Origin of the sequence: Pedobacter sp. 22226 (assembly GCF_052045455.1) — a bacterium.
GTDB lineage: Bacteria > Bacteroidota > Bacteroidia > Sphingobacteriales > Sphingobacteriaceae > Pedobacter > Pedobacter jeongneungensis.
This window is the reverse complement of sequence record NZ_JBQEPB010000007.1, coordinates 330,506-356,379: the sequence shown is the minus strand read 5'-3', so window position 1 is coordinate 356,379 and position 25,874 is coordinate 330,506. Positions and strand designations below refer to the sequence as shown.

The window sequence follows — 25,874 nt, the reverse complement described above, 5'->3', positions numbered from 1 at the left end:
ATTATTGTACGTCTGTAAGTGTTATAGTAAAATCGAGTATCGAATTAGCAGGTACCAGGGATGATGGCGACTGTGTTCCGTAGGCGAAATAAGATGGGATAATTAACCTGATCTTTCCTCCTTTTTGTATTTTTTGAATCCCAAACTGCCATCCTAAAATAACATTTCCAAGTTTAAAAGAGGCTGGGGTTCCTTTGGTGCTATCGAAAATAGTACCGTTTAACAATCTGCCTTCATAATCTGCAGTAATCACCGTAGAGGTTAGATAACTTACGTTTCCTGATCCGGGCGCTATAATCTGATAAAAAATACCACTGGCATCTTTTGTTGCAGGGATATTATTATTTTTAACAAATGCACTGATTGCAGCGGTATCAGCTTTAAACTGAGGAGTAGGGTCGTAAGAATCATCAATAGATACATCCTTCTTACAAGCTGCAAAGCATCCTGCAAGGCATATCAATAAAATAATATGTTTAAACTTAACCATCATCCGCAAAAATAAGCTTTTAATACGGATGCTACAATTTTTAACCTATTTTAACAATTTTTAAAGCGTTTAAGGGTAAAGGCAAAAAAACATAGAACATTATTGAAAATTGGAATACAGATTTCAGCTTTGGTCTTTCTCCCTTAAGTCTTTACTCCTATTGTGCATTGGACAGCTGAATATTAAAATCCAATACAGAATTACCTGGAATCGGTCCAACAGCACTACTGCCATAACCCAAGCCTGGTGGAACGATCAACCTGATTTCGCCACCTTTTTGAATTTTAGGAATACCAATTCTCCACCCCTGGATTAATTCGGCCAGGTTGAATGTTTGCTCTTTACCCCCGCCATTATCGAAAACATCACCGTTTAACAAACGACCTTCGTATTTGATGGTGATTTTCGTGTTAGCCGGATAGGTAAAAGAACCTGTACCAGGTTTAATGATCTGATAGTATAACCCAGATGCATCTCTAACCGCATTGATATTGTTCTTTTGGATGAAATCGGTAATCTGTTTTTCGGGATCTTCGTCTTTTTTACAGGATGAAACCGCAACTACACATAAAAGAAGTACCGAAATTAATCTAAATTTAATCATGGTACGAAAATAAGGTTTTAATATTATAAAGCTAATGGGTTATGATTTTTTCAACTTTTGTCATGCTGAGGCACGAAGCATCTCTTTCATTGGCTGCAGATGCTTCGTGCCTCAGCATGACATGCAACAAAAAAAGGGTCTAAGAATTGGTGATATACCCAATTCTTAAACCCTTCGCTTTTCAGCCTGAATGCCTTAAAAAATATATTTGTTCGCTTCAATTAATTGTTGCGCAACTCTTTGGCGTGCCTCTTTAACATTAAATGGCTCTACTTTTGTAAAACGGCGTAAACCTACCAACATCATGCGTTGTTCGTCGCCTTCTGCGAATGCCCAAAGTGCTTCTTTACCTGCTTTTGCAATACCATCTACCGCTTCAACCAAATAGATTCGCAATAAATCCAACTGACCAGCAGATGCTTCTTCGCCCCGGGTATTTACCAGTTTTTCTGTTCTTAATAAAGCAGATTCGAGTACATAAACATAACCCGCCATATCGGCAATATTCATTAAGATTTCCTGCTCTTTACTCAGGGTCATCATTAACTTTTGAACCGCAGCACCAGCTACCATTAAAGTTGCTTTTTTCAAATTCGAGAGTACTTTTTTCTCTGCCGCAAACAATGTGGTGTCTTCTTCACCAAAATCAGGAATACTCATTAATTCAGCAGCAACCGCTGTGGCTGGCGTCATTAAATCCAGTTCTCCTTTCATGGCACGTTTCAACATCATATCAACAGTTAATAAACGGTTGATTTCGTTAGTACCTTCAAAAATCCGGTTAATACGGGCATCGCGGTAAGCCCTGTCCATTGGCGCATCGGCAGAGAAACCCATACCGCCGTAAATCTGAACGCCTTCATCTACCGTATAATCCAACGCTTCCGAGCCCCAAACCTTTAAGATGGCGCACTCTACTGCAAATTGTTCAACCGATTTTAGCCTGGCTTTACCCGATTCCATTCCACCTGCAACCAGTTGGTCGTAAGTATCATCAATATTCTGTCCGGCACGGTAATTTGCCGCATCTACTGCATAAAGTTTAGAGGCAATTTCTGCAATTTTAAAACGAATGGCCCCGTATTTCGAAATAGGACGCCCAAACTGGATCCGCTCATTAGAATAATTGATCGCTGTATTTAAAGTTGCTTTTGAAGCACCGATCGCAGCTGCCGATAATTTAATACGGCCGATATTTAAAATGTTTACCGCGATTTTAAAACCGTTTTCGCGTTCACTCAACATATTTTCAACCGGCACAGGGCAATCGTTAAAGAAAACCTGACGGGTTGAAGAACCTTTAATACCCATTTTATGTTCTTCCGGGTTCATGGTTATGCCACCAAATTCCTTTTCAACAATAAATGCAGTTAAGTTTTTATCATCATCGATTTTAGCAAAAACAATAAAAATATCAGCAAAACCACCATTGGTGATCCACATTTTCTGCCCGTTTATGATGTAATGTTTACCATCTTCACTCAGCTTAGCTTTTGTTTTACCTGAATTTGCATCCGATCCGGAGTTTGGCTCAGTTAAACAATAGGCTGCTTTCCACTCGCCTGAGCCCAGTTTTGGGATATATTTTGCTTTTTGTTCTTCGTTACCATAATACAGAATCGGTAAGGTACCAATACCGGTATGTGCAGAAAGTGCTACGGCGAAAGAGTGTCCGGCGCCAACCACATCGGCCACCAACATGGATGTATTGAAGTTTTTACCAAAACCACCATACTCTTCAGGAACCGATACACCAAGAATACCCAGTTCGCCTGCCTTTGTTAAAAGTGTTGGCATTAACTCAGGATCTTCCTGTTTATCAATTTTATCTAAATTGGGATAAACTTCAGAGGCCAGGAAATCGCGACAAGTTTGTGCGATCATCTGCTGCTCTTCATCAAATTCCTCAGGGATAAATACTTCCTGATAAGTGGTATCTTTAATTAAGAATTCTCCACCTTTAATTGTCTTTTTTTCAGTTGTTTCCATTGTTTTAATATCTAGTAGCGAGGTTTAAGTATCAAGACATCGGTATCAAGCATCAAGATTTGAGTATCGAGACGTGAATATCATTGTGCAATTCAATCTTGATACCTGATACTTATTACTCATATCCTTCTTCCTAATACCCCCCTCAAATTAATCTTTTTTCCAGGGCATAAATCATTTTCTGAACTTCAGTAGTCTTTTCAATCAGAGCAAGGGTAAGCGGATCTTCTAACAACCCTAATCTATTTGAAATAATTACCTGAGTTTCCAATTCAAAAGCAGAGCCCTGGCTTATGGTTAAAAAATATTTAAATTGAGCTCTAGTTCCTCTTCCGGCCCCTTCCGCAATGTTGGAGGATATTGAAACAGAGCATCTTTTCATTTGAGAAATCAAACCGTATCTCTCATCAACAGGCAAAAATGAACTAGCTTTATAAACATCAACAGCTAATTCAATTGATTTTTGCCAAACTTTTAAATCTTTAAAATTGTGCATATTTTATTAGTATTAGTGACTGAGTAATATGGTTGGGATGATTTATAAACTGGTTTATTCACCTGCTATTAAATCTTGATACTACATACTCATATCTCGATACTAATTAAAGCAACTCAAAAATTCCTGCGGCACCCTGTCCTGTTCCTACGCACATGGTTACCATTCCGTATTTTTTATTTTGTCTTTTTAATTCGTTCATAATCTGCACGGTTAATTTCGCACCGGTACAGCCGAGTGGGTGGCCTAATGCTATTGCACCGCCATTAACGTTAATCACATCCGGATTTAAATCCAATGTTCTGATTACCGCCAAAGATTGAGAGGCAAAGGCTTCGTTTAGTTCGATTAAATCGATGTCTTCTTTTTTCAAACCGGCTTGTTTCAATGCTTTCGGAATTGCCTCAATTGGTCCGATTCCCATGATGCGTGGCGGAACACCAGCAATGCCATAACTTACTAATCTTGCTATTGGTTCGGCATTTAGCTCTTTCATTTTCTTTTCAGAAACCACTAAAACAAATGCTGCACCATCGGATGTTTGCGAAGAGTTACCGGCAGTTACACTTCCCACAGCATCAAATACGGGTTTCAGTTTTGCCAGTTTATCTAAAGTCGTATCTGCACGCGGGCCTTCATCGGTATCAACCACATAAGAACGGGTTTTCTTTTTCAAATTGGCATCCAGGTAATTTTCGTTTACCGTAATGGGCAAAATACCATCTTTTAAATGACCGTTTTTAATGGCGTGAATGGCTTTTTCGTGAGATTTTAATGAAAAGACATCCTGGTCTTCTCGGCTTACGTTATATTCTTTGGCAACAGCTTCAGCAGTTAAACCCATACCCCAATACCAATCGGGATTGTTTTTTGCAACCTCTGCATTTGGCACCAGTTTCCAGCCACCAAAAGGCATTCCGCTCATTACCTCTACCCCGCCGGCGATGATACAATCGGCCATGCCAGCCTTAATTTTAGCAACTGCCGTAGCAATGGTATCTAAACCTGAGGCGCAGTAACGGTTTACAGTAACCCCGGGAACCTTATCGGTATCAAGGCCCATCAGCGAAATCATACGGCCAATATTTAAGCCCTGTTCTGCCTCCGGGGTAGCGTTACCAACAATTACATCATCAATCTGTTCGTTATCTAAATTCGGAACCGACGCCACTAAAGCCCTGATTACCTCTGCGGCCAAATCATCAGCCCTTGTAAAACGGAATACGCCACGTGGTGCTTTACCCACTGCTGTACGATATCCGGCTATAATATATGCTTCCATTGTTTAAGATTTGAGATCTGAGATTTGAGATTTGAGACCTGCTCAAATTCAAACTCAAACCGATTATTGTTTTTTTAGATATGAGATTTGAGACGCTAGATGTAAGACCAATTACTTTCTCCAATCTAATGTCTCACATCTCCACTCTCAACTTAATTCCTCAACGGCTTCCCCTTGGTAATAATACTCTGGATCCGTTCTAAAGATTTACGCTCACCGGCAAGTGATAAGAACGCTTCTCTTTCCAGGTCAAGTAAATATTGCTCGGTTACTTCTGTTGGAGCAGATAAATCGCCACCACACATTACATAACCTAATTTTTCGGAGATTTTTTTATCGTGTTCAGAAATGAAATGCCCTGCGTACATGCTATTTGCACCTGCATAAACAATTCCTAAACCTTGTTTACCCAACACTTTAATATCGTTCCGTTGAACGGGTTTGGTATATCCCGCATCGGCCAGTTCTATCGCTTTTGCTTTTGCATCGGCGAGTAAGCGGTTGCGGTTCATCGAGATCGAGAATTTATCTTTTTGCAGATAGCCCAATTCATAAGCTTCGTAACCTGAAGTAGAAACTTTGGCCATTCCGATGGTCAAGAAACGATCTTTCAGGGCATTTTGCACAATCTGATCATCTTTATATTCATCAGAGGCACGCAAAGCGAATTCTTTTGTTCCGCCGCCACCAGGGATCACACCCACACCAAACTCTACCAAACCCATGTAAGTTTCGGCAGAAAGCTGCACGTGATCGGCATGTAAACTAAACTCGCAGCCTCCACCCAAAGTTAAATTATGAGGGGCCACCACAACCGGAATAGAAGAATAACGGATGCGCATCGAAGTGTTCTGGAACATACGGATCGCCATATTTAATTCGTCCCACTCCTGCTCTACCGCCATCATAAAAATCATCCCCACATTTGCACCAGCCGAGAAATTAGCGCCATCATTACCTATCACCAAACCGCGGTAATCTTTTTCGGCCATATCAATGGCTTTGTTGATTCCTGAGATTACATCACCGCCAATGGTATTCATTTTGGTGTGAAATTCTACATTAAGAATACCATCGCCTAAATCAATAATCGAAACACCGGAGTTTTTCCAAAGCGTTTTATTTTCGCGGAGGTTATCTAAGATAATAAACTCATCTGTTCCTGGTAAAGCTTTGTAGGTTTTAGAAGGAATATCATAGTATTTTTTAACGCCGTTTTCTACTTTATAGAAAGAAGTATTTCCTGCATCGAGCATTTCGTGCACCCAGGCCGCAGCTTTATTGCCATATTGTTCCATCCCTTCAATGGCTTCCTTCACGCCAACGGCATCCCAAAGTTCAAACGGACCTAATTCCCAACCGAAACCGGCACGCATGGCATCATCTATACAGTATAATTCATCAGAGATTTCCGGTATGCGATCGGATACATATTCGAATAGCCCGAATGATGAGTGGCGGAACAGTTCGCCTGCTTTGTCTTTTCCTTTGGCAAAAATCTTCATGCGTTCGCGAAGGTTTTCTACCGGCTTGGTCATTTCTAAAGTAGCCGATTTTACTTTTTGCTGAGGTTTATACTCTAACGTTTTTAAATCCAACGCCAGGATTTCAGTTTTACCTTCAGCAGTTTTTGTCTTTTTATAGAAACCCTGTTTGGTTTTATCGCCAAGCCATTTGTTCTCTTCCATTTTTTGCACGTATGCCGGAAGTTTAAACAACTCGTGAGCTTTATCATCGGGGCAGTTATCATAAAGACCTTTTGCCACTTTGATCATGGTATCTAAACCAACCACATCCGAAGTACGGAAAGTAGCCGATTTTGGTCTGCCCAAAGCTGGTCCGGTAAATTTATCAACCTCTTCTACGGTCAGGTCCAGTTTCTCCACTAAATGCAAAAGCGCCATAATGGAATAAACCCCTACACGGTTAGCGATAAAAGCCGGAGTATCTTTACATAAAACAGTTGTTTTACCTAAAAACTTATCGCCATAATGCATCAGGAAATCAACAATTTCAGGTTCTGTATGCGGCGTTGGAATAATTTCCAGTAATTTTAAATAACGTGGCGGATTAAAAAAGTGCGTTCCACAGAAATGTGCTTTAAAATCGTCGCTCCTGCCTTCGGCCATTAAATGGATTGGAATACCAGAAGTATTGGAAGTAATCAGTGTGCCAGGTTTACGGAACTGCTCTACCTGTTCGAAAACTTTTTTCTTGATATCAAGATTTTCGACAACCACTTCAATTACCCAATCATAACCGGCAATTTTCGACATATCATCGTCGAAATTCCCTGTTTTGATTTTATTTAATGCTTTTTTGGTATAAACCGGCGACGGATTTGTTTTCACAGCAGTTTGCAAAGCTGTATTTACAATCCGGTTTTTTACAGCTGGGTTATCCAGTGCTAATCCTTTTGCCTGCTCTTCCGGCAACAGTTCTTTCGGGGCAATATCCAACAGCAAAACCTCTACACCAATATTGGCGAAGTGGCATGCAATACGCGAACCCATAATTCCTGAACCTAGAACAGCAACTTTATTAATGCTTCGTTTCATTGTTATTTATTTGCTTTTCAGTAGTCTGACAGTACCTGTTGAGTAGCGTTCTACTCAACAGGTTTCATTATTATTTTTATCAATCAACAGTATATGCTACTGTAATATCATTTAGTTTTATCAACAGCGTGATGAATGTTTCCTTTTCCTTTTTGGTAAAGTGCTCATCGAGGTATTCATTAAATTTTCGAACAACACCCTTAGCCAATTGTTTTTTTTCCTTACCAAAATCAGTGAGAAAAACCTTTACCGAACGCTTATCGCCTGCAGAAGTTTCGCGGTAAATCAGATTGGCTTCTTCCATATTGTTTAACATACGCGAAAGACTGGTAGCCTTAACGCCCAGCAATGCAGCTAAATTCGAAACCGCAGTTCCATCGGCATCATCTATATTAATAAGCATGTAGCCAATGGCCTGGGTAATTCCAAAACCGGAAGCCATCTGGTTATACTTGTTGAACATATTTTGCCAGGCAAACTTAATATGGTAATCTATGGTTTGTTGTTGTTTCATTTCTGCTAATTTATTATGCTTGCATAACAAAGCTAATGAATGTATTTTGTTAATGCAATAGAAAAATTCAAAATAATTGTCAAAATTTTCTTATTATAATTGTACACAAAATGAAAACACACAATATGTTAAAAGCTAAAGGAATCCTCCTGTTTAGCCTGTTTATTGCATGGGCTACAATCTGCAAGAGTCAGGTATCTTATTTTGGGGCGGCTCTTCTGAACAGTCAAAAGTTAGAAGTTTTTAAAAAAACGACCACATTATTCACTTTTCAATATACGGATTATGCTGAGCTGGAAAAATTTGACCAGGCGATTAAAAAAACGTGGACGATTACCCCATATAAAATAATTAAGCCTGAAGAACTTGTAAAATATGATACACTTTCAAATTATTCATTCTTCTATTTTGATGCTTTTACTGAAAAACCGGATACCACAACCGAAGTTAATGTGGTTTATGCACTTAAATTAGTAACACCATCTAAAAAACCTAAGGTAAAGGAAGAAAGTGTATTGGCAACGGTTAACCTTTTTACTGATGCGAACACCAACCTGTTTGTTGAAATGCTGGATCAGCAAATTGGATCAAAAAAGAATAAAAAATCTACTCTTTTATCTCTTCTGTACAACAAATCCAGCTTTCTGAACTGGTCGCCGGGGTTACTAAGCGGCTACTTAAAACAGATCAACGATGGCTTACTTACAAGCCAAAACTGCGGTATAGATTATCAGTTTTACAATAGAATCCGCCTGCCCGAACTTGCTAAAGAAACACTATATGTACCAGAATATATTAAGGAAGTATTTTCATCGCGACTGGCACTTTTGCCTAAATCGGGTGTAGTTTTAGAGCCTTATAATTATAAACTCAAATTTGTATCGTACCAGGCGCTTGACAGTTTGATATTGAATAAGGACACAAATATTAAATATGTGGTTTATACGCAGCGCTCGGATGATAAAATTATCAGTGTTTATGATAGCAAAGATGATAAAATTATTTACCAGCGTTTTTATCCGCAATCGCCAAATTTTGAGATGAATGATTTAAGCGAGATTAAAAAAGTAATTGTAGAGCTTAAATAAACCCTGACTTTTATTTCTACAGGTAAATATTTGCAAAAAGATGATTATTATTGGGGCTTAAACCAAACTTTACACGCTCATATGATTTCATCAAAAAAACTGCTTATTACAGCAGTGTGTTTATGCTATTCGTTAATATTGTCTGCCCAGGTTACTTTTAGGGGAAAAGGCGACATCAATGAAGAAGAGTTCAGCACATTTAAAAACACCATTACCCTCTTTACGCTTCAGTATAAAGATTATACAGAACTCGAAAAATTTAATGAGGCCATTAAAACAACCTGGACGGCAACACCTTTTTTAATTATTAAACCTGAAGAACTGGGAAAGTATATCGGGAAGCCAGGCTACTCTCTCTTTACTTTTAACGGATATTTGCAAAGTTTAGGAAATACAACTGTAATCAGATTTTTTTACTCCTTAACCATGCCTTACTTTAAAAAGAATGGCAAACAGGGGGATGATATTACCCTAGGAGAAATTACGGTATATCCTGACAATAAAACTCTTTTTACGGCAATTGGAAATCCGTTTAGTTTTAAGGGTGCTAAAAAAAGAGAAGAAGAAATGATATCTTTTCTATATAATAGTGCACTTCTTTATAATTGGTCGCCAGGCATGTTAAAAGGTTATTTGAAACAATTGAATGAAGGCATTCTTTCGAGAAAAGAAAGGAAAATGTTTTTTGAAATGGAGGATAAAGTTAAACTTGCCGCTTTAGCAAAAGATACACTTTATGTTCCTGATTATGTTAAGATTAAATTTAACATGTTCACAATGTCTGAAAAAGTTGATGAAGGTAAAGACGAAGATCTTTCGCAAGCTTATAATTACCCGGTTAAGTTTGTCCCTGTTAAAACCTTAAATGAACTGATTTTAAAGAAGGGTTCTAATATCAACTATCTGGTGTTCACGAAAAGCAGTTCTGACAAATTTATCAGTATATATAACAGCTATAGTAACGACATGTTATATCAGAATTATACCCCTATTTCATACAATTTTAAAAATAGTGATTTAAGTAAAATCAAAAGATTAATTAAATAAATATCCTTTAAAAAACAAAAAGTCCCGGTTTTCACCGGGACTTTTTTTATGTTGTGTTAAAAACAGACTAGTAAAGTGTAAACTCTACACGACGGTTTTGTTGACGACCAGCTGCTGTTTTATTGGTAGCAATTGGCTGACCCATTCCGTAACCTGTAGCTTCGATACGAGATGCATTAGCACCTTGAGAAACTAAATAAGCTTTAACAGATTCTGCTCTTTCTTTTGATAAACGTAAGTTTAATTCTTTTGAACCCGTGTTATCAGTGTGACCAGCTAATTTCAAGCTAAAGTTTTTCTGAACTAACAATGCTGCAACTCTGTTTAATGAAGCAAAAGATTTAGAACGGATAGTTGCTTTACCTAAATCGAATTCTAAGTTTTTAATCGCTTCGTTAACTACCTTACGGTCTTCTTCAGTTACGATTACTTTTTCTACAACTTTTTCAGGAGTTTTTAATGGACATCCAGAACCGTCAACAACTGTACCTGAAGGTGTATCAGGACATTTATCCAATTTATCTGCAACACCATCACCATCTGTATCTTTTAAGATGTCGTTTAATTCTGCACGTAATTTTGCGTTATCAGCTTTTTGCGCATTTAAATCAGATTTTAAACCTTCTGCAGTTTGTTTTGCTTTTAATGCTTCATCATAAGTTAAAGCAACCGGATTGTGGAAAGCCAATTGTTTTCCGTTCCCTAAAGCAAACTCTAAACCAGCGTAAGCATAGTTATATTTGTCGTTTCCGCCTCTGTAATAACCGTCAAGGTTATCGCCATCAAGGAATGTGATTGTCCAGCCTAAGTCGAAATTAACCGCATCAGAGATTTTAAATTTAGCACCTAAACCTACAGGGATAATTAATTCGTTGATGTTTTTATCACCTGCATATAAAGATGTACCAGCTGCTGTAGTAATAGTAGGTTTATAACCTGCAATACCGGCACCGGCTGAAGCATATAGCTGTAAAGTGTTCTCTTTTTTAAACATATCGATGTTGAACATGTTCACTACAGCGTTTAAACTTCCAGAGTACGATAACTGAGTATCAAAAGCCCTTACCGGAGAATTATTTACCACACCGCTTTCGTAGGCTTCCGTATTATCGCCTTTTAATTTACCACGAACTCCGTCTAAACGTAATGAGAAATAAGGTGTAAATTGTTTTTTGATGTAAAGGCCATAACCTAAACTCGATTTGTTGTTGCTAAAATCGTTTTTACCACCCAATGGAGAAAGGGGAGTTAAAACACCTGCATTAACTCCAATCGACCACGTTTTGAACGATGTTGATGAAGTTGCCGGACTTTCCTGAGCTGAAGCAACTGACCCGATTAATAAACCAGCGAGTGCTACTGGTAGGGTTTTGAATAATTGTAATTTCATAATTTTCTGTATAACGTTGAATAAGCGTCGTACAACCTTTACAATAGCCATACCAAAATTACAAGCTGATTAAAATAATTATCAACTTGTTAACACTCATGGCTAATACTTTTAATATGGCGAGCATTGAATCTGTCCGTTTTATGATTCTTCCAGGTGTTTTTAAGATCATAAATGAACAAAAAAGCCATTTTCAAGTAATAATTACCAGTTATTCTTAAACATGCTGCTTAATTAATAATCTATGTCATTTTTTTTTAGAGACATGTTATCAGAATTTGCACCAATTAAATTTCTTACCACAAAGTCTGATTATACCTACACATAAAAACTCATGAGTGCTATAACATCTGATTTATGACTGGATTATACGTTCGCTACCTCACCCAAAGAATTTATCAGACCGGTCAACGTGAAGATGGAAAAATTGAAGCGATTACCAGCCGACAGCCTTATCATCACCGCGTGGATCAGCGCCGCCCTGATAATTACCCCATTTGGTTTTTAAGATGGCATCAACCCTGCCTATTGGCCCCCGTGGAACTATTTTATAACCTTTTGCTTTTAATTTTTCTGTCGACAGGCTGTCGATTGCATCTTTTTCTACATATACTTCATCGGGTAACCATTGATGGTGGAATTTCTTTGCCGCTACAGCCTCTTGCATAGACATGTCGAAATCGATTACATTTATAATGGTTTGGAATACAGAAGTAATAATAGTTGATCCGCCTGGTGTACCCACAACCATAAATAATTCCCCATCTTTCTCTACAATACTGGGCGTCATAGAGCTTAACATCCTTTTATTTGGAGCAATGGCATTGGCTTCGCCACCCACTAAACCGTACATATTCGGAGCACCGGGTTTAACCGAAAAATCATCCATTTCGTTGTTTAACAGAAAGCCTGCGCCTTTTACAGTCACCAGGGATCCATAAGACCCGTTTAAGGTTGTGGTAATCGAAACCGCATTTCCATCACGGTCTACAATAGAAAAATGTGTGGTTTCTTCGTGTTCTGCACCTTTTACCTCTCCAGCCAGTACTTCACTGCTTGGAGTGGCCGCAGCCCAGTTAAAGTTTGCCATGCGGTTTTTGTTGTAATCGGCATTTAAAAGCTGTTGTTGTGGCACGGCATAAAAATCGGGATCACCCAAATGTGTTGCCCGGTCGGCATATACCCTTCTTTCGGCTTCTACAATTACCTGTACTGTGGAATCTGCATTATGACCCCACTTTTTTAGGGGAAATTTTTCTACACTTTGCAACAGTTGCACCAGGGCAATACCACCGCTTGATGTTGGCGGCATGGTAATAATTTTATAACCCCTGTAGTTACCTGTAATGGGTTTGCGCCAGGCTGAATGATAATTTTTTAAATCTTCCTTTGTGATTAATCCTTTACCGCGCTGCATTTCGGCAACAACCGAATCAGCCACCGCACCTTCGTAAAAACCTGCCCTGCCTTTCTCCTGAATGAGCTTTAAAGTATTGGTCAGCTCTTTTTGAACGAGCACATCGTTTTCCTGCCAGGTACTTTCAAGGTTTACAAAAGCTGTTCCACCAGGATTGAAATCCATAAATTTCCGGTGTAAACTGTTCAACTCTCCTGCCTGGCGTTTGGTAATTTTGAAACCATGTTGTGCCAGGTCTATTGCCGGTTGCAATACCTGCGCCAAGGAAAGTTTTCCATATTTTTTATGCGCTTCGACCATACCATCAACCGATCCGGGAACTCCGGCGGCTAAATGGCCGTAAAGGCTTTTATCAACGATTGGATTCCCTGCGCTATCGAGGTACATATCCCTGCTGGCAGATGCGGCAGCTTTTTCGCGAAAGTCCAGCGCATTAATTTCGCCATTTGCACCACGGTAAACCATAAAACCACCGCCACCAATATTCCCGGCATTGGGGTAAACCACGGCGAGGGCAAACTGTACGGCAACCGCTGCATCAATGGCATTACCGCCCTTTTTTAAAATATCTATCCCAACCTGCGATGCTTCGGGATGGGCAGAAACCACCATCCCGTTTTTATATTCACCACTATTATTTTTACCCAGCTGTCCGGTTACACAACCAGCCAATAATACCAGCAGGATTATGGAAGCGAATGAATTTTTAAATTTAATGAGGGGCTTTATAGTTTTCTGCATCCTTGTATATTTTTTCGATCACCTCATTGTTTTTCTCGGTAATCACTTTTCTTTTTAAGCTTAATTTTGGGGTAAGTTCGCCTCCATCTATGCTCCATTCTTTTGGTAAAAGCGCAAATCTTTTTACTTGTTCCCACTTACCGAAACCCGCATTTGCAGCTTCGATAACCTCGTTATATTTGGCAAGCACCTGTTCGTTTTTAATAATCTCTTCGTTGGTGGTAAAAGCAATTCCTTTTCTACCGGCCCAGGTTTTTAAGGTTTCATAATTTGGGACGATTAATGCTGATGGGAATTTTCTGTTTTCGCCCAATACCATAATCTGTTCGATAAAGATCGATTCTTTATATTTATTCTCCAGCATCTGCGGCGCCACGTATTTACCACCTGCTGTTTTAAACATTTCTTTTTTACGGTCGGTAATTTTTAAGAAACGGCCATCAACCAGTTCACCGATATCTCCGGTGTGGAACCAGCCATCTTTATCAACCGCTTCGTCAGTTAAATCAGGTCGGTTGTAATAACCTTTCATTACCTGATGACCGCGGGTTAACACTTCGCCATCTTCTGCAATTTTAACTTCTACACCTTTTATTACTTCACCAACAGTTCCGAACATCGTTCCGCTGAAATGGTTAACGGTAATTACCGGTGAAGTTTCGGTTAAGCCATATCCTTCGAAAACAGGCATTCCCGCTGCCCAGAAAATCCTGGCCAGGCGTGGATTTAGTGCCGCTCCACCTGAAACAATCACTACAATTTCTCCTCCAAGTGCTTCCTGCCATTTTTTAAAAACGAGTTTACGGGCAATACCAAGTTTAAAGTTGTACCATCCTCCGGCATTAACGGTATATTTTTCTGCCAGTGCTACAGACCAGAAGAAAATGCCTTTTTTAATCCCTGTTAGTGCTTTCCCTTTCTCCATAATCTTATCGTACACTTTTTCGAGTAAACGCGGAACGGTAGAAAATGCATTAGGTTTTACATGCTGAATATCGGCCACAATGGTATCCATACTTTCGGCATAATAAATAGCCGTGTAATTAAAGAGGTACAGATAAATGATCATCCGCTCAAAAATGTGTGAAAGCGGCAAAAAGCTAAGTCCTTTTTTAACCCCCTCTGGCATTACTACCGCTGAATTTACAAAGTTTGCCACCAGATTGTTATGGGTGAGCATCACCCCTTTTGGCGTACCTGTAGTACCGGAAGTGTAAATTAAAGTTAAAATATCTTCTGGAGCAACTTTAGCACGGTATTCATCCAGATTGATATCGGTACTAGCTTTGCCCAATTCGATTAATGTGTTCCAGTTATCGGCTTCAGGAATTTCATTAAAGCTGTAAATCTTAATATCAGGTTTTATGGCATCAGCACAGGGCTTTATCTTATTATACAGTTCTTCGTCGGCTACGAAAATGATCGAAATTTCGGCATCTTTTAAAATAAATTCTATATCGTGTTCGGCAAGTGTGGGGTATAAGGGAATCTGATAGGCGCCGATCTGATTGGCTGCAAAATCCGCAATATTCCATTCGGGCCTGTTATGCGACATTACCGCTACCCTGCCCCCTTTGGCAATGCCTTGTTTAATCAATCCACGGCTAAGGTGATCTACTGCATCACAAAAATCAGCTGTACTATAATTTATCCATTTTCCATTAACTTTTCCGCTGATGAACTCTTGCTTTGGATTTTCGAGGCTGTATTTCAAAAGATCAAAAACCCGTTTAATTTCTGCCGCCATATGAATTGTATAATATTTGGTTAAGTTAAAAATTCAATCTTAAAGATTGATGTCTATGTGTGTTTTTAATAAAAATAATACCTCGCAATTAAGAAACCGCTGTATTTATGCCTGTCAAAAAATATTTAAATAAACTTAGCAATTAGAAAATTACTATGCAAGCATTGTTTTTTATCCTTTCAGATTTTGACCCAAAAAACATAATCGGCATCAAAGTTGTTAGGCAGGTATTATTTTACAAAAACATTTAAATTATGAAAAAGTTATTTACAATTTTAGGTTGCATTGCATTATTTGCCTTTAGTACAACAAACGTTAAAGCTCAAAATTATAAAACCGGACTAGGTTTAGGTATTGATTTTGGAGATGGTGCTACGTTGGTTGGTCCTTCAATCAGACACCACTTCAGCTCAAAAGCAGCAATTCAGGGCGATGTTTTATTTGGTGGAAATTCTACTGTAATCCAGGCTTTTCTTCAATACAACTCTTCAATCCCCGGAGCAAAAGGATTAGATTGGTATTTAGGTGGTGGTCCATCAGTTCAATTGTATGATGGTGGCTCTAGCTTCTACTTAGTGCCAATGGTGGGTTTGGATTATAAATTCTCAGGTGCGCCTTTAGCATTAGCTTTAGACTGGAGACCAAGATTATACATCGGCAGTAACGACAGCGATTTTAACGCCGGAAGATTTGGTTTAGGCTTTAGATATACTTTCTAGGCAAAGCGCATGGCGCTGAGCGCAAAGCGAACATAAAAAATCCCGTAAGAAATTTATCTTGCGGGATTTTGTTTATGTAGACAGTCTAAATTATGTTATAATATTTTAATTACTGGTAACACAAGGTGATGCGTGATCTAAAGCTCATTGCTACTTTTTTATTGTTACATTCTGCTGGTTCCCAATCGGCGCAGGTTTTTAATAATTTAATCATGTTACGATCCAGCCGTGTATAATCTTTAGGTAGTTTCTGGTAAATGCCAATGCCTTTTACATGACCTGAAGCATCAATCACAAAAGTTGGAAAAATAGTTGATTGCAATAATTCGTTATTAACTCCTTTCAACGGCACACTTCCAATAAATTTATAAAATTTAGCAATTCCCCCAGGATATTCTGGCATCTTATCAACTTCTGTATAAACAAATAGCCTCAATTCCTTGTCATAATAGCCTTTACAAGGGGTTTGTTGTGCAAAACACTGCTTACCCTTTAAAAAGGACAAGCTTAAAAGGCATAAAATGAACACAGGATATTTTATCATGGGTTTGATATTAACATAAAAATATCAAAAAAAAGATTCCGTTGTGCTAACGGGATCTTTTTTATTTTGCTTGTATTTAAACCTTACTTTCCGGTCCATTTAGCGAGTACTGCTTTTTGTGCAGGAGTTGCATTTTCGTTAACGGTCGCTTTTAAGCGCACATTCGGGTTTTCTTTTAAGGTTAAAGAGATTTCTTTTTCAAGTCCATCGCGTTTAACTTTTACTTTCAAAACATCACCGATATTCTTTTTGGCTACCAAAGGGATAACATCTAAAGAAATCATCGGGCTTTTTAACCTTACGGTTGATAATGCATCGCTTAATGAGGTATCATCTAAACTGAGTACCACATCATTTACGTTTAACCCGCTAACCCAGGCTGCAGAATTTCTTGTGGTAGAAGAAATCACCAAACCATCATTGGTTAACTGTCCGGAAGCTCCGGTAACCGGTTTGCCTGGCGTAGCATTTTCTGTTGATACATCTACACCGGCATAAGCAAAGTATTTTACATACTCTACATCATCTACCCCATTAACATATTTTGCCCAGAAACTGGTAAAACTGATGCCCGATATTTTTTCTACCATAGCTTTAAACTCCGCATCGGTATAACCACGTTTTAAGGTTTTGCACTGTAAGTACATGGCTTTCATTACATCATCCAAACTTTTGGTGCCTTTTGTGGCGTTGATGATTTCTAAATCCATCAAAATACCAATTACTTCTCCTTTATTATAATAAGAGATGGAATTGTTTTTTGAATTTTCATTCGGACGGTAACCGATAATCCATGCATCGTAACTTGATGAAGCTGCCGATTGATATTTGGCTCCGGGCGTATTTAAAACCGTACCTACACCGCTGGCAAGATCTTTCAAAAACTCATTTACATCGGTAAAACCAGCCCTGTGGATGTATTTATTCTCGTAGTATGAAGTGAATCCTTCTGCTACCCAAAGGTTGGTGGTATAATTTTCGTTGTCGTAATCAAACGGACCTAAAGCCACGGGGCGTAAACGTTTAACATTCCACAGGTGGTGATATTCATGTGCCACCAGGCTCAAAAATCCTTTATACCCTTCTGCAGTATTGTATGCGTTTCTGGTTGCACCCAAAGTGGTAGAGTTTAAATGCTCTAAACCGCCGCCACCTCTTAAAAAGTTGTGTACAATAAAAACATAGTGTTTATTTGGATTTTCGCCATAAACCTCAGTCTCCTTCTCCACAATTTTGGCCATATCTACCTTAAGTTTCTCCTTATCGTAGTTACCACCACCATACATGGCTACTTCGTGGCGAACGCCTGCTGCGGTAAATTCGAAAACATCCTGGTTACCTACTTCGATAGGGCTATCGTAAAGAATGTCAAAATCGGTAGCTTTATAGGTAAACTGTTCGCCGGCAACAGGAGTTAAACCGGTTGAAACTTTGCTCCAGGTATTAAAAGGAATAATTTTTACCGTACTTGGCGATTTAATCATGCCATCAGGATGCATAAAAATCCCTGTTGGAGATAAAAATGCATGCGATTCGTCAATAAACGGTGTACGCACCGAAATTTCGAAGGCATAAACACGGTAATTGATCTGGATATTGGCTGCCTTTGCAGAAAAAATCCTCCAGGTATTTTTTCTTACTTTTTCTACTCTAACCGTTTTTCCTGCTGCTGTAGCTTTAAATTCTTCTACACTTTTTTCAAACTCACGTACCAGATAAGAACCTGGAGTCCATACCGGCATTTTTACATCTACATAATCTTTCGCCAAGCCAGAAATATTCATCTGCACTTCAGCATAGTGTGCCTGTGGTTCTTTAAAAGAAACCTCAAAGCCTATTTTTACCTGCGCCTTCGCTGCCATAATACACGTTAGTAGTAAAACTAAACTTAAAATTGATTTTTTATTAAACATATTGAGGGTGTTTTGCCACAAATTTATATTTATTGGTGATGTTTTGGAACAAAATAGCTAAATGTGGTGTAAAATAGTTGTTTCTGTTTGCCCCCGCGTTTGGCGTTGGGCGATATGCGGAAAGTAGATGGAACTTTAACAGCCAAGTGGCACCAGGCATTAATTTGTTGATTTTCGAGGGATAATAATTGATCAGTACTTATTATTTTGCATCCAAACTATGGACTTCCGACTTCAGACTCCGAACTCAAAGCTGTAACATCCTTAATACAACAAATTTAGGACTAAACTATTTGAATATTTTTACGCTCTAATTCTGGAACATTAATCTTATTTTAATATCCGGAATACGCACGACACAAATATAAACATGAAGAAAAGGTATATTATCTATGCTGTTTTAGCCATAGGCCTGGCTTATTTAGTCTATTACAGAATTAACGCTAACAAGAAACTCGAAGGAAAAGGCGGGGCATCTGCTGCAGGGGCAGGAAAAGGGAAATCAGGTGGTAAAGATGGTAAATCGGCACCGCTTGTGGTTGATGGAATTGTAGTAAAAACAACTTCATTTGATAACGATCTTGAAGTTACAGGCGCAATTGATGCCAACGAATCGGTGGTGCTTAAAAGTGAAGTATCGGGATTGGTAACCGGCATCTTTTTTCAGGAAGGCACAACGGTATCGAAAGGAAGCGTTTTAGTAAAAGTAAACGACAGAGACATCCAGGCACAGTTGCAGGATGCATTAACCAAACAAAAACTTTCCGGCACCAACGAAAACCGGGCAAAACAGCTTTTGGCCAAAGGCGCCATCAGTCAGGAAGAATACGATACTTCTTTAGCCGATTTAAAATCATTGCAGGCACAGGCACAATTAATCAGGGCACAGCTTGCCAAAACCACTATCCGCGCTCCTTTTACAGGTCGCGTAGGTTTACGCAGCATTTCTGCGGGTACTTATTTAACCCCGGCAACAGTAATTGCCAATCTGGTAAGCACCAATCCGGTTAAGGTTACTTTTTCAGTTCCAGAGAAATATGCAGGTCAGATTAAAATAAATTCGGAAATTACTTTTACAACAGATGGTTCTTCAAAAGAGAATAAAGGAAAAGTTTATGCCATAGAGCCGGGTATTAACGCTGCTACGCGTACTTTACAGATCAGGGCTTTAGCTCCAAATGCTGATAACGCATTGTTGCCAGGATCTTTCGCCAAAATTAAACTGGCTTTGAATACGCTTCAGAATGCGATTCTGATTCCTAACGAAGCCGTAGTACCGGTTTTAAAAGGCAAAATTGTGTATATCCAGAAAAATGGCAAAGCGCAGGAGGTAAAGGTAGAAGCCGGCACCCGTACCGACGAAAACATTGTGATTACTTCCGGATTAAAAGTTGGCGATACGGTTTTAACCACCGGATCGATGGCTTTAAAGAAAGATGCTCCTGTAAAAGTTCATTTGGTTAAAGAATAATTATGAGTATCTCCACCACGAGTATAAAAAGGCCTGTTTTGGCCATTGTGATGAACTTATTGATTGTCCTTTTCGGGATAATCGGCTATACCTTTCTGGGTGTAAGAGAATATCCGTCAATTGATCCAACGGTAGTTTCGGTGAGAACATCTTATCCGGGTGCAAATTCGGATATCATTGAATCGCAGATTACCGAACCTTTGGAAAAATCGATCAATGCCATTGACGGAATCAGGAACATTTCTTCCTCAAGTAACCAGGGTACCAGTAACATCACCATCGAGTTTAACCTCGATAAAAATATTGAAGAGGCTGCGAACGATGTACGCGATAAGGTATCGCAGGCCGCCCGTACTTTACCCAAAGATATCGATGGTTTACCGGTGGTAAGCAAGGCCGATGCCAACTCCGATCCGATTCTATCGATGACGATCCAGAGTGATAAACGGAATACGCTGGCTTTAAGTGATTATGCTGAAAACGTAATCGCCGATCGTATCCAGACCATCCCGGGAGTAAGTAGTGTGCAGATTCAGGGCCAGCGGAAATATGCCATGCGGATCTGGATGGACCCGAATAAACTGAGCGCTTATGGATTAACCTCGCAGGATATTGTAACCGCATTGGATAATGAAAACGTAGAGCTCCCATCAGGAAAAATTACCGGGGCAACCACAGAGTTAACCGTAAAAACCCTTGGAAAACTAACCGACGAAAATCAGTTTAACAACCTGATCCTGAAAACAGACAGCAATCAGGTAATTAAATTAAAAGATGTGGGTTATGCGGTTTTAGGTCCGGAGAATGAGGAAACTATTTTGCGCGAATCAGGCAGGCCGATGGTGGCCATTGCCATTATTCCACAGCCCGGCGCCAACTACCTCGATATCAGTAAAGAGTTTTATAAACGTTTTGATAAATTAAAAGCTGATATTCCGCAGGATATTAAACTGAAAGTTGCCTTAGATAATACCTTATTTATTAAACGTTCGGTAACTGAGGTGGCTGAAACTATCGGTTTATCGCTGGTTTTGGTAATCCTGATCATTTACCTTTTCTTTAGGGATTGGGCCATTGCTTTCAGGCCATTGATTGATATTCCGGTATCATTGGTTTTCACTTTTTTTATTATGTATGCTTTCGGTTTCTCGATAAACGTATTGAGTTTGCTGGCTATTGTACTCGCCACCGGTTTGGTGGTGGATGATGGTATTGTGGTAACCGAAAATATCTTTAAAAAGGTTGAAGAGGGCATGTCGCCATTCGAAGCCGCTATTAAAGGATCAAATGAAATCTTTTTTGCGGTAATTTCCATCTCCATTACCCTTGCAGCGGTATTCCTGCCCGTAATTTTCTTACAAGGTTTTGTGGGGCGCTTGTTCAGGGAATTTGGCGTGGTAATCGGTGCGGCTGTATTGGTATCGGCTTTTGTATCTTTAACCTTAACACCGATGTTAAATGCCTACCTGATGAAAAAAGGTGGACACAAACCCTCCAGGTTTTACAATTGGACAGAACCATATTTCGTAAAGTTAAATGATGCTTATCAATCGAACCTGAATAAATTTTTAGATAAAAGATGGCTTTCCATTCCGATTATTCTGGTATGTATGGGTTTAATTTTCTTATTCTGGAAGATTTTACCAAAAGAAACTGCTCCATATGATGACAGAAGCGCCGTTAACATCAACGTAACCACGCCCGAAGGTGCATCTTTTACCTATACAGATCAGTTTATTATGAAACTGAACCAGTTGGTAATTGATTCAGTCCCTGAGAAAAATGTAAATATCACCATTACCTCGCCAGGTTTTGGCGGATCGGGCTCGGTTAACTCCGGTCTCGTGAGGATGGGTTTGGTAAATCCGGAAGATCGCGAACGTTCACAAAAAGACATTGCCGATATGCTGACGCGGGTGACCAAAAAATACACTGAAGGCAAAACCATTGTCAGTCAGCAACCTACCATTTCAGTTGGGCGCCGTGGTGGTTTACCGATCAGTTATATTATTCAGGCACAGAATTTTGAAAAGCTGAGAGAGAAAATTCCTTTGTTTATGGATGCGGTTTCGAAAGATCCAACTTTTACCGTTTCGGATGTAAATTTGAAATTTAACAAACCCGAAATCAACCTGACCATCGACCGTGATAAGGCTAAAAACTTAGGTGTTTCTATCTCTGCTATCGCCCAGACTTTAAACTTAGGTTTAAGTGGACAAAGGTTTTCGTACTTTTTTATGAACGGAAAACAATATCAGGTAATTGGTCAGTTTGACCGCGGCGACAGAAAAGATCCTTTAGATCTGAGTTCGGTTTATGTGCGAAATGATAAAGGCGAACTGGTTCAGCTCGATAACGTAGTAACCGCTAAAGAAGAAAGCAGTCCACCGCAATTATACCGGAACAACCGTTTTATCGCGGCTACTGTTTCAGCAGGTTTAGCCCCCGGAAAGAGTATCGGCGAAGGTATTGATGCCATGGATGCCATTTCTAAAAAAGTACTGGATGAGACCTTTTCTACCGATTTAAGCGGAGAATCGCGGGATTTTAAAGAAAGTTCGTCAAACACCTTTTTTGCATTCGGTTTAGCCCTCCTGCTCGTTTATTTAATCCTTTCTGCACAGTTTGAGAGTTTTAAAGATCCGATTATCATCATTTTAACGGTACCAATGGCCGTTGCAGGTGCATTTTTATCGCTATGGTTATGTGGCCAGAGCTGGAATATTTTCAGTCAGATCGGTACCATTATGTTAATTGGTTTAGTAACCAAAAACGGTATCCTGATTGTTGAGTTTGCCAACCAGTTAAAAGAAAAGGGAATTGCCATTCCTGAAGCCATCCGCGAAGCTGCTGTTTCGCGTTTGCGCCCGATTTTAATGACCAGTTTGGCCATTGCTATTGGCGCTTTACCTATCGCACTCGCTTTAGGTGCCGCTGCAAAAAGCAGAATGAGTATGGGAACCGTAATTGTAGGCGGAACATTATTCTCGCTGGTATTAACCTTATTTGTAATCCCGGCCATTTACTCTTACTGGGCAAAACCATACAAACCGAATAAAGAATTAAAAGAAGCCCATCGTTTTGAACAAGAAGCTTTACACACAGAAGAATAAGATGAGCAAGAAATTTAAAATATTGATCCTGTTGCTAAGCCTGTCGATTTCAGGCTTTGCGCAAGAGAAATTAAGCTTACAAGAGGCCATTACCATTGCCTTACAGAATAATTACGACATCAAAATCAGCAAAAACCAGATCGATATTGCAAAAAATAATGCCAATATTGGTAATGCAGGCATGTTGCCCAATTTAACCGGGAATTACACCAATGGCGGAAGTATTCAGAATACCCGTCAAACGCCTGCAACCGGGCCCGACCGCGTAATTACAGGCGCTAAAAGTACCAATAATAGCTATGGCGCCGATTTAAACTGGACCATTTTTGACGGTTTTAGCATGTTTGCCAATTACGACCGTTTGAAAGAACTGCAAAAGCAGGGCGAACTTAATTCGAAGTTAACCATTTTAACAACCGTTGCTGATGTAATTACTGCTTACTATGACGTGGTGAGGCAACAACAGCTGGTTATTGCTGCTGATAGTGCAATGGATGTGTCCGTTTTACGTACCAATATTGCCAAAACCAAATTGCAATTGGGCAGGGGTTCTAAACTTGATGTATTAACCGCACAGGTAGATTATAATACCGACACTTCAAATTACCTGCAGACTAAAAATGCCTTACAAGTAGCTAAAGTACGTTTAAACCAGCTGATGGTTAGGGATATTGGCACAACATTTACAGTAGATAGCAACATTGATGTAGATAAAGGAATTTTATATAGCAAAATGGCCGAATTGGCCGAACAGCAAAATCCGAATGTGCAGAATGCCTTTATAAACCAGCGGATTGCTTCATTAAACTTAAAATCGATCCGTGGCGCAAGGTATCCTGCAATTAGTTTAAATTCGGGATATAGCAGGGCGAATAGCACCAGCCCCACGGGTTTTAACCAGAAATTTGCGGCTAACGGATTTACTTATGGTGTAACCGCCAGCATTAATCTATTTAATGGCTTTTTACAAAGGCAAAATGAGCGAAATGCAAAGATAGAAATCGATAATTCGGCCCTTACGCTCAGCAAAACCAAACTCGATGTAAATTCGCAATTGCTCACCGCTTACGAAAATTACAGTACCTATCTCGACCTGATCAAGTTAGAACAACGGAATGTAGATATTGCAAAAGAAAACCTCGACATTACACTTGCAAAATACCGTTTGGGGAGCATAGCTCCTTTAGAACTAAGGGAGGCACAACGCAATGCCATTGATGCCCAAAACCGTTTTATCGAAATGCAATATCAGGCCAAAATTGCCGAAACCAACTTAAAAGCAATTAGCGGGAATATAGATTTATCGAAATAGTTTTATTGGTTCATTGGTAAATTGGTAAATTGGTCATTGGTTATTGGTACCTTGGTCATTAGTGTGGCCAATTCATCATCCTGTTAGCTGTTGCAAGCTGGCAATTAAAAACTATAGCTGATTATTGTTTTTTTTGTTTGTTATTATTAACTTAATGCCTGGTTAAGAACATTGTTGTTTTATCCCTAAAAGAACAATTCAAAACCAAAAATTTGAAGCCCAATTTTCCCTGTTGAGCAATTATTTGTTAATAATATGGAAAATGGATTAGTCAATATACTTAAAATGCGTTTTGCAATATTGCAGAACCAACCTTTAACCGGCGGCATTGTAGCCAAAAACCTGCACATTAGCGATAATGGCAACGGCGAGCTCAGCCTCTATGGCGATTTTACCATTACCCTAAAAGTATTGGATTTAACTACTAACGGTGCTCCAAATTTAAACAGCCTGATGACTTTTACGCAACAGTTAATTTCAAACAAATTACGGGGTGGTGGGTATAAAAGTGGAGTTAGCGTTTTAAAGTACAATCCTGTAAAAAGAGCATTCGATAACAGTAAAACCTGGACTTACTCTATCCGTTATCATTTCAACTTTACGGTAAATGTAATACAAATCAACATGTTAAACCAGTTAAAGGGAAACGATTTCGTATTAGCCGTGGTAGATAGTATTGGATACCAGCATATAGATCAATATGGAAGGCCCCAAAGTGCTGCAGGGCTTACACAAGGTGAAGGCGGCCCGGCTGTGGTGAGTTACAATGGATGGCTAAAAAATAAAAACTTTGGGGTTCATGAGTTTTTTCATACTTTGGGTTTGGCTGATATTGAAGATGGTGATAAGAAGAATAGATTAATGTACCATTTAGGGGATAATGCTGGTCAATCAATATCTGAGAGAGAGAAAGGAGATATGATGGAATATATTTTAGGAGGAGCTAACAACCTGACTAAGAAAAATTATACAAATGCAAGCCTTAATACAGTAACACGATTAAGAACTTTTTTAAACAATCCAACCAATGGTTTCAAATACAATAAGGCTAAGCTTAGGTAGCTTATTAATTTTTTTGATGTTGGCATGTAGAAGTGAGCCAGATAATGTTACCAATGTTGCTCAAAAAAAACCAATTGACACTTGTAGATATTACAGATACGATGCTCGTCATATCGTTTCCGATCTTGGGTGCTATAACTGTCATGTAAAGAACGGTGAAAGATGGTACGAGATGCCAACATTTAAAGAACTATCTGCAATGGATAGCTTAAAACTAATTGATTATGCTTTTACAAAGAAGCATAAAGGCTGGTATAGTAAAAATGGGACCTTCAAAACTGTGAAAATGGATACATTGAGCGATTGTGAAATAAAAAGCGCCATACGTTATATAAAAGATTATAATAGGGATTTACCACCTATGCCTAGCCAATAAT

The 25,874-nt window shown here is 39.1% G+C and carries 20 protein-coding genes; 8 read left to right on the top strand and 12 right to left on the bottom strand.

What is annotated here, in order from left to right; all coding sequences use genetic code 11:
- Position 1: 1 nt before the first annotated feature.
- The 7 genes from ACTJKC_RS17855 to ACTJKC_RS17825 form a co-directional block, all read right to left on the bottom strand.
- Positions 2–493 (bottom strand): FKBP-type peptidyl-prolyl cis-trans isomerase, encoded by a 492-nt coding sequence (locus ACTJKC_RS17855; RefSeq protein ID WP_440793999.1) that lies wholly within the window; start codon positions 491–493, stop codon positions 2–4.
- Between the two features lie 154 nt (positions 494–647).
- Positions 648–1,094: an FKBP-type peptidyl-prolyl cis-trans isomerase gene (locus ACTJKC_RS17850; protein WP_440793997.1), complete on the bottom strand. Its 447-nt coding sequence runs from the start codon at positions 1,092–1,094 to the stop codon at positions 648–650.
- Between the two features lie 195 nt (positions 1,095–1,289).
- Complete coding sequence (locus ACTJKC_RS17845; RefSeq protein WP_440793995.1) at positions 1,290–3,083, bottom strand: acyl-CoA dehydrogenase family protein; 1,794 nt, start codon at positions 3,081–3,083, stop codon at positions 1,290–1,292.
- 145 nt (positions 3,084–3,228) lie between these two features.
- Positions 3,229–3,579, bottom strand: a complete 351-nt coding sequence (locus tag ACTJKC_RS17840; RefSeq protein ID WP_440793993.1) for a four helix bundle protein — start codon at positions 3,577–3,579, stop codon at positions 3,229–3,231.
- Positions 3,580–3,685: 106 nt separating this feature from the next.
- Entirely contained in the window at positions 3,686–4,861 is a 1,176-nt protein-coding gene (locus tag ACTJKC_RS17835) for an acetyl-CoA C-acyltransferase (protein ID WP_440793991.1), read from the bottom strand.
- A 152-nt stretch (positions 4,862–5,013) separates the two neighbouring features.
- Entirely contained in the window at positions 5,014–7,419 is a 2,406-nt protein-coding gene (locus ACTJKC_RS17830; RefSeq protein WP_440793989.1) for a 3-hydroxyacyl-CoA dehydrogenase NAD-binding domain-containing protein, read from the bottom strand.
- Positions 7,420–7,498: 79 nt separating this feature from the next.
- Positions 7,499–7,933, bottom strand: a complete 435-nt coding sequence (locus tag ACTJKC_RS17825) for a MarR family winged helix-turn-helix transcriptional regulator (protein WP_344852628.1) — start codon at positions 7,931–7,933, stop codon at positions 7,499–7,501.
- A 110-nt stretch (positions 7,934–8,043) separates the two neighbouring features.
- On the opposite strand from ACTJKC_RS17825, the gene ACTJKC_RS17820 reads away from it, so the two are divergent.
- Both ACTJKC_RS17820 and ACTJKC_RS17815 read left to right on the top strand, forming a co-directional pair.
- Positions 8,044–9,021, top strand: a complete 978-nt coding sequence (locus ACTJKC_RS17820) for a hypothetical protein (RefSeq protein WP_440793987.1) — start codon at positions 8,044–8,046, stop codon at positions 9,019–9,021.
- Between the two features lie 81 nt (positions 9,022–9,102).
- A complete protein-coding gene (locus ACTJKC_RS17815; RefSeq protein WP_440793985.1) occupies positions 9,103–10,068 on the top strand; it encodes a hypothetical protein in 966 nt (321 codons plus the stop codon).
- A gap of 67 nt (positions 10,069–10,135) precedes the next feature.
- Here ACTJKC_RS17815 and ACTJKC_RS17810 read toward each other — a convergent pair whose 3' ends face one another.
- From ACTJKC_RS17810 to ACTJKC_RS17800, 3 genes are all read right to left on the bottom strand, one after another.
- Positions 10,136–11,458, bottom strand: a complete 1,323-nt coding sequence (locus tag ACTJKC_RS17810; protein ID WP_344852626.1) for a DUF6089 family protein — start codon at positions 11,456–11,458, stop codon at positions 10,136–10,138.
- Positions 11,459–11,894: 436 nt separating this feature from the next.
- The gene (gene ggt, locus ACTJKC_RS17805) at positions 11,895–13,616 is read right to left on the bottom strand and encodes a gamma-glutamyltransferase (RefSeq protein ID WP_440793983.1); all 1,722 of its coding nucleotides are present in this window, start codon (positions 13,614–13,616) and stop codon (positions 11,895–11,897) included.
- Positions 13,588–15,363 carry an AMP-dependent synthetase/ligase gene (locus ACTJKC_RS17800; protein ID WP_440793981.1) on the bottom strand — a complete coding sequence of 592 codons (1,776 nt, stop codon included), beginning with the start codon at positions 15,361–15,363 and terminating at the stop codon, positions 13,588–13,590. The genes ggt and ACTJKC_RS17800 overlap by 29 nt, the downstream gene beginning before the upstream one ends.
- Before the next feature lie 254 nt (positions 15,364–15,617).
- Here ACTJKC_RS17800 and ACTJKC_RS17795 point away from each other — a divergent pair, with 254 nt between their 5' ends.
- Entirely contained in the window at positions 15,618–16,082 is a 465-nt protein-coding gene (locus ACTJKC_RS17795; RefSeq protein ID WP_344852623.1) for a hypothetical protein, read from the top strand.
- A gap of 109 nt (positions 16,083–16,191) precedes the next feature.
- On the opposite strand, the gene ACTJKC_RS17790 is transcribed toward ACTJKC_RS17795, so the two are convergent.
- Both ACTJKC_RS17790 and ACTJKC_RS17785 read right to left on the bottom strand, forming a co-directional pair.
- Positions 16,192–16,626 carry a hypothetical protein gene (locus ACTJKC_RS17790; protein ID WP_440793978.1) on the bottom strand — a complete coding sequence of 145 codons (435 nt, stop codon included), beginning with the start codon at positions 16,624–16,626 and terminating at the stop codon, positions 16,192–16,194.
- 83 nt (positions 16,627–16,709) lie between these two features.
- Entirely contained in the window at positions 16,710–18,488 is a 1,779-nt protein-coding gene (locus tag ACTJKC_RS17785; RefSeq protein ID WP_440793976.1) for a M61 family metallopeptidase, read from the bottom strand.
- Between the two features lie 421 nt (positions 18,489–18,909).
- Between ACTJKC_RS17785 and ACTJKC_RS17780 the strand changes: the two genes are divergently transcribed.
- The 5 genes from ACTJKC_RS17780 (at position 18,910) to ACTJKC_RS17760 (ending at position 25,873) form a co-directional block, all read left to right on the top strand.
- Positions 18,910–20,010, top strand: coding sequence for an efflux RND transporter periplasmic adaptor subunit (locus ACTJKC_RS17780; RefSeq protein WP_440793974.1), 1,101 nt, complete (start codon positions 18,910–18,912; stop codon positions 20,008–20,010).
- A gap of 2 nt (positions 20,011–20,012) precedes the next feature.
- The gene (locus ACTJKC_RS17775; protein ID WP_344852619.1) at positions 20,013–23,123 is read left to right on the top strand and encodes an efflux RND transporter permease subunit; all 3,111 of its coding nucleotides are present in this window, start codon (positions 20,013–20,015) and stop codon (positions 23,121–23,123) included.
- Position 23,124: 1 nt separating this feature from the next.
- The gene (locus tag ACTJKC_RS17770; protein WP_440793971.1) at positions 23,125–24,435 is read left to right on the top strand and encodes a TolC family protein; all 1,311 of its coding nucleotides are present in this window, start codon (positions 23,125–23,127) and stop codon (positions 24,433–24,435) included.
- 255 nt (positions 24,436–24,690) lie between these two features.
- Positions 24,691–25,497: a hypothetical protein gene (locus ACTJKC_RS17765; RefSeq protein ID WP_440793969.1), complete on the top strand. Its 807-nt coding sequence runs from the start codon at positions 24,691–24,693 to the stop codon at positions 25,495–25,497.
- Positions 25,463–25,873: a hypothetical protein gene (locus tag ACTJKC_RS17760; RefSeq protein WP_440793967.1), complete on the top strand. Its 411-nt coding sequence runs from the start codon at positions 25,463–25,465 to the stop codon at positions 25,871–25,873. Before ACTJKC_RS17765 ends, ACTJKC_RS17760 begins: the two co-directional genes overlap by 35 nt.
- The last annotated feature ends 1 nt before the right edge of the window (position 25,874 follow it).